Origin of the sequence: Sphaerochaeta sp. S2 (genome assembly GCF_016406725.1) — a bacterium.
Classification (GTDB): Bacteria; Spirochaetota; Spirochaetia; order Sphaerochaetales; family Sphaerochaetaceae; genus Sphaerochaeta.
The window spans coordinates 1-6,042 of sequence record NZ_JAEKNT010000202.1 but is presented as its reverse complement, the minus strand read 5'-3'; the positions used below and the strand labels follow the sequence as shown (position 1 = coordinate 6,042).

6 protein-coding genes are annotated in these 6,042 nt (G+C 50.0%); all 6 read left to right on the top strand.

From position 1 onward, the window contains the following. Positions 1-382 precede the first annotated feature (382 nt). Entirely contained in the window at positions 383-1,246 is an 864-nt protein-coding gene (gene hisG, locus JF818_RS05540) for an ATP phosphoribosyltransferase (RefSeq protein ID WP_198890968.1), read from the top strand. An 8-nt stretch (positions 1,247-1,254) separates the two neighbouring features. Beyond that, positions 1,255-2,568 carry a histidinol dehydrogenase gene (gene hisD, locus JF818_RS05535; protein ID WP_198890967.1) on the top strand — a complete coding sequence of 438 codons (1,314 nt, stop codon included), beginning with the start codon at positions 1,255-1,257 and terminating at the stop codon, positions 2,566-2,568. Further along, positions 2,565-3,635, top strand: a complete 1,071-nt coding sequence (hisC, locus tag JF818_RS05530) for a histidinol-phosphate transaminase (protein ID WP_198890966.1) — start codon at positions 2,565-2,567, stop codon at positions 3,633-3,635. Before hisD ends, hisC begins: the two co-directional genes overlap by 4 nt. Before the next feature lies 1 nt (position 3,636). Next, positions 3,637-4,764: a bifunctional histidinol-phosphatase/imidazoleglycerol-phosphate dehydratase HisB gene (gene hisB / locus JF818_RS05525; RefSeq protein WP_198890965.1), complete on the top strand. Its 1,128-nt coding sequence runs from the start codon at positions 3,637-3,639 to the stop codon at positions 4,762-4,764. Further along, a complete protein-coding gene (hisH, locus tag JF818_RS05520) occupies positions 4,761-5,354 on the top strand; it encodes an imidazole glycerol phosphate synthase subunit HisH (protein ID WP_198890964.1) in 594 nt (197 codons plus the stop codon). Before hisB ends, hisH begins: the two co-directional genes overlap by 4 nt. Then, positions 5,354-6,042 (top strand): 1-(5-phosphoribosyl)-5-[(5-phosphoribosylamino)methylideneamino]imidazole-4-carboxamide isomerase (gene hisA / locus JF818_RS05515; RefSeq protein ID WP_198890963.1); only part of this gene is annotated, 689 nt, incomplete at its 3' end. The genes hisH and hisA, both read left to right, overlap by 1 nt.

Sequence of the window (6,042 nt, the reverse complement as noted above, 5' to 3'; positions counted from 1 at the left end):
CCGCTGAACCGATACAAGCAAAATTGGTGAGGAAGGGAGGTATAAAAGTGACCACCCCTGCCGGTTTTTTCGTACATGGCAAGGAAGGCCCTCTCAAGGAAGGAGAGGTTGAACGTGCCATTCAGTGGGCCAAGCAGATACTCCTCTGAACAACCGTGAGGTGTCCATATGCATATTTTTTGAATATTCATACGGTTTTCTTGGTTTGGTATTGACAGGGACCGAGAGAGAACGGTAAGGTTTTGCCATGAAAACGAATCAGAACCGCGTCCATCACCATCATCACTTGTGTAACCGACCGTAGACAGGTGGGAGCTGGACCTCTATATACAGACCTCCGCATGTCGCGGGGGCTTTTTTTATCCCCAGGAAGGAGAAAATCATGGCTGAAGTAGTACGAATTGCAATCCAGAAGAGCGGAAGGCTGAGCGAAAAATCGTTGCAGATCATCAAGAACTGCGGGATCAAGTTCGGCAGTGATGCCCGTGTCCTGAAAGAGGAAGCTTCCAACTTCCCCTTGGAGTTTCTCTATGTACGGGATGACGATATCCCTGCCTACATACGTGATGGAATTGCCGATATCGGGATTGTGGGAAGAAATGAGTATGATGAACAGGCCATCGACCTGGAAGTACTCAGAGACCTTGGCTTTGCCAAGTGCCGGCTGAGTATAGCAGTGCCCAATGACTTCGTGTATCAGGGTCTTTCTTCTCTGGAAGGAAAGCGTGTGGCAACCAGCTATCCAAACATTCTTGGAGGTATCCTGAAAGAGAATGGGGTCTCTGCAAGCTTCGTACAGGTCTCCGGCTCTGTGGAGATAACTCCTGCCGTTGGTGTTGCTGATGCCATTTGTGACCTGGTTTCCACTGGAGCGACCTTGGCGATGAACGGTTTGAGAGAAGTGCAGAGCATCTATACATCAACCGCTGTCATGATCGGGCGCAAGCAGATGGCCAATGCTGAAAAACAACGTATTCTTGACCGTCTGATGATCCGCCTCGATGCAGTCATGAAGGCTTCCTCCTATAAATACATCATGTTCAACCTTCCCGAGGAACACCTGGAACAGGTGGCTCACATCATCGGTGGCATGAAGAGCCCTACGGTCACTCCATTGATGGAAAAGGGGTGGGTCTCTGTACAAACCGTTGTGGCAGAGGATACCTTTTGGGAGGACTTTGAACAGCTCAAGGCCCTTGGTGCACAGGGGATACTCGTAACCCCGATTGAAAAGATGACAGAGTAGGGGGAACCATGGCCTTTCTACAGCGGTATGAGAATCCACCGGATGAGCAATTGAAGAAGTTGCTTAAACGGAATCTGGATACAACACAGTCGGTAACCAAACAGGTTTCCGCAATTCTGAATGCAGTGAAGGAGGAAGGTGATGCCGCTCTCTTACGCTTTGCATCAGAGTTTGATGGCGTAACCCTTTCATCCCTCTCTGTATCTTCCAAAGAGCGGAAGGCAGCAGAGGCAGAAGTGGATGATACCCTGAAGAGGGCTCTCAGCCAGGCCTATGACAATATCCATAGCTTCCATGCTGCGCAGATGCCCACTGGTGAGCAGGTAACGGTTGCTGAGGGTATCTCTCTCTCCAGGAAGGTTGTTCCCCTGGATCGGGTTGGGCTCTATATCCCTGGTGGTACCGCACCGCTGTTCTCCACTGTCCTGATGTTGGCAATACCAGCCTTGGTTGCGGGGTGCCCAGAGGTGGTCCTCTGCACCCCTCCAGGAAAACAAGGAACGATTCACCCTGCCATTCTCTATGCTGCAGAGCTGTGTAATGTGAAGGAAATCTATGCAGTGGGAGGTGCCCAGGCGATTGCTGCCATGGCATATGGAACCCAGTCCATCAAGGCAGTGGACAAGATATTCGGACCAGGTAACCAGTATGTGACTGAAGCCAAGGTACAGGTAAGCAGTACTACCTGCGCCATCGATATGCCGGCAGGTCCGAGTGAGGTAATGGTCGTTGCTTCTCCTTCCTCAAACCCAGCTTTTGTAGCCAGTGACTTGCTCAGCCAGGCTGAACATGGAAGAGATAGCCAGGCGATGCTTGTTGTGCAGGGAGAAAAAAGAGAAGGGAATGAGTTTATCGATCGTGTGGAAGAAGCGATAGCAAAGCAACTTGCCGAATTACAGAGAACCACCTTTTTGGAGCAGAGTCTTGCCGGTTCCAGGGCCTTTATTGTCCCTAACCTGGACGCCTCTGCACACATGGTCAATGCATATGCCCCTGAACACCTGATCATCGATCTGGGAGAAGCAGAGGATGATGCATTGCTTGAGAAGGTGGTCAATGCTGGGTCGGTATTCCTTGGACCTTACTCCTGTGAGAGTGCAGGGGATTATGCAAGCGGCACAAATCACACCCTTCCCACCAATGGATGGGCACGTTCGTACAGCGGGGTGAGTACCGATTCATTCATCAAGAAAATCACTGTACAGAAAATCAGCAAGGAAGGCCTTGCCTCTCTTGCACCAACCCTGCTCTGTATGGCAGAACAGGAACAGCTGGGTGCTCACAGGAGTGCGGTAGCAGTCCGTTTGGGAGAAGAGAAATGAGAGAGTTGCTGAGAAAGAATATCGCCAATTTGACCCCGTACAGCTGTGCACGTAACGATTTTACCGGGAAAGCCGAAGTCTATCTCGATGCAAACGAGAATTGGCAGGATTTTGTCGAGAAAGCAGATGCAAACCGCTATCCAGACCCGCTCTCGGTTGCAGTGCGAAAAAAGGTCGAAGAGGTGCTTGGCCTTCCTTTTTCGAAGACCGTTTTGGGCAATGGCAGTGATGAGTTGATTGACAATCTGCTGCGTTGTTTCTGTGAACCAGGAAAGGACTCAATCTTGCTCATGCCCCCCACCTATGGTGCGTACAAGGTATTTGCAGACATCAATGATGTAGGAGTCTCCACTGTTCCCTTGACCCCTTCATTTGGAATCGATTTTCCAGCGTTATCAGAATTCCTGCAACGGGAGAAGGAGAACAGAGGTGGGGAAGGAAGACTGAAGCTACTTTTCATCTGCAGCCCAAACAACCCCAGTGGCAATGCATTCCCTCTCGATGAGGTGAGGCAGGTATGTGAGCTCTTTGACGGCATTACCGTGGTTGATGAAGCCTATTATGATTTCAGCGAGAAGGAGAGTGCGGTCAAGTTGTTAGACTCCTATCCTAACCTGGTTGTGCTCAGGACCCTCTCCAAGTGCTGGGCTCTTGCCAGTGCGAGGGTTGGTATTGCGGTGGCTGACGAGGAGATGGTATCAGTCTTCAGAAGTATGAAGTACCCCTATAACCTCGGAACTCCGAGTCAGGAGTTGGCGCTCAAGGCTCTTGGCAATGCAGCTGAGGTAGAGAAGGGTCTTTGCCTTATCAAGGATGAGAGGCTGCGTTTGGAAGAGAAGTTGAAAACGCTTGCATGTGTGAGGACGGTCTTCCCCAGTGATGCAAATTTCTTTCTTGTGCGGGTTTCCGATGCCCTCTCGATCTACCACTATCTTGCAGGGATGGGTATCATTGTGCGTAATCGAAGTAAAGAGCTTCACTGTGAAAACTGCCTGAGAGTTACCATAGGAAGCAGGAAAGAGAATGACAGACTGCTGGCAGCATTGGCTGCATACAAGGAGCGCTAAGATGCATAAGCGAGTGCTGTTTTTGGATCGTGACGGAATCATCGTTGAGGAAATGCAGGTAGATAGTCTAGAGAAAATTCGCTACATCCCAGGGGTTTTTGGTGCCCTCTCCCGCCTAAGGAAGGATGGAAGTTGGTATTTTGCCATGGTGAGTAACCAGGATGGGGTTGGAACTCCTTCCTTCCCCAAGGAAGCCTTTGAGATTCCCCACCAGAGAATCATGGAGACGCTGAATGGTGAGGGCATTACCTTCGATGCCGAGCATATAGATTACTCACTACCTGAGGATAACTGCCCGGGAAGGAAGCCTAAGACTGGTATGCTTACCGAGTACATGGATGGAAGCTACGACCTTGATCACTCAGTTGTGATCGGGGATCGTCTCACTGATGTGCAGCTCGCAAAGAATATTGGGTGTAAGGCAATCTGGTTTACCGATGAATCGAGAGCAACAGAGCTAGTGGATGAGCTCAAGGAGGTTTGTATTCTGGTCAGCGACAACTGGGCCACCATTGCATCCTTCCTTCTTGATGAGCACAACCTCTCCCCACGTACTGCACGATTGGAAAGAAAAACAAAAGAGACGGAGATCTCACTTAAGCTGAATCTTGATGGAGGTTCCCTCGGTTCCATCCATACTCATATTCCTTTCTTCGACCATATGCTGGAACAGGTGCTTCGCCACAGTGGTTGTGACTTGGATCTGCACGCACATGGAGACCTGGTGGTGGATGAACATCACACGGTGGAAGATGTGGGCATTGCCTTGGGTGGTGCATTTCGTGAAGCTTTGGGTGATAAACGGGGCATAAATCGTTACGGTGCTGAGATCCTTCCCATGGATGAGGTCCTTGCCCAGGTGGCACTGGATTTCTCTGGACGACCGTATCTCCAGTGGGATGTTTCCTTTAAAAGAGAGTATATAGGGACATTCCCCACTGAGATGGTTGAACACTTTTTCAAATCCTTCAGTGATAGTGCAGGATGTAATCTTTCGCTCAAGGTAAGCGATGGAAACGCCCACCACCAGTGTGAGGCTCTTTTCAAGGCTTTTGCTCGGGCTATCAAAGAGGCTGTGCATCGAAACCCATATTCGATGGAACTGCCTACAACCAAGGGGATGCTATGAACATCGCAATCGTAAAGTATAATGCGGGGAATACCCGCTCAGTACTCTGTGCACTTCACCGCCTTGGCTATAAAGCGGAGGTTACCGATGACCCAAAAGAGCTGGCCAATGCCGACAAGGTAATATTCCCTGGAGTAGGGGAAGCCTCCACGGCAATGGCTTACCTTCGTGAGAAAGGGCTCGATACTGTCCTTACCTCCTTGAAACAACCCTTCTTGGGAATTTGTTTGGGAATGCAACTGATGTGTGCCACCAGTGAGGAGCATGATACCCAGACACTGGGTATCTTTCCCATACCAACGCGTAAATTCTCCCTCCCCCCTGAGTACAAAATTCCCCACATGGGATGGAATACCCTACAGTACAGTGACGACCGGTTGTTCTCTGGTTTGCAGGAAGAAGCCTGGTGCTATTTTGTACATAGCTATTATGTTCCCCTCTGTGAGGCAACCATTGCAAGCACGGAGTATGGTGGTCAGGTGTTCTCCTCAGTACTGCATAAGGATAACTACTATGGTTGCCAGTTCCACCCTGAGAAGAGTGGTGATATAGGAGAACAGTTGCTGAGAACGTTTTTGGAGGAGCTCTAATGCATATCATCCCTGCTATCGATATTATTGACGGAAAAGCAGTCCGCCTCACCCAAGGCGATTATGAATCGAAAAAGATCTATGCTTCCGATCCCCTTGATCTTGCAAAGCAGTTCGAGGATGCCAATCTTCGTTACTTGCATGTTGTGGACCTTGATGGGGCTAAGGGGAAAGGCATTGTCAATCTGAAGAGCCTTGAACGTATTGCAAGCAACACCAATCTTATCATCGACTTTGGTGGGGGAATCAAACGGGGTGAGGACCTCGAAGCAGCATTTTCCAGTGGGGCAAGCAAGGTTACCTGTGGCTCTGTTGCAGTGAAGAATCCCTCCCTGTTGATCTCCTGGATCGAGGAATTCGGCTGTGATCGCTTGATCCTGGGTGCCGATGCCAAGGATGGTATGGTCCAGAGTGCAGGATGGACTGAAGGGAGTGACCAGGAGGTTGCAGCCTTCATCGACCTGTACCGTAGCCAGGGACTCTATCAGGTAATCTGTACAGATATTGCCAAGGACGGAATGCTCAGTGGCCCTTCACTTGACCTGTATCGTACACTTTTGAAAGATCGAGAAGACCTTCACCTTATAGCCTCAGGTGGTATAACCACCCTGCAGGACCTACGGGACTTACAGGAAGCAGGCTTATCGGGGGCTATCATCGGTAAGGCAATCTATGAAGGCAAGATTAC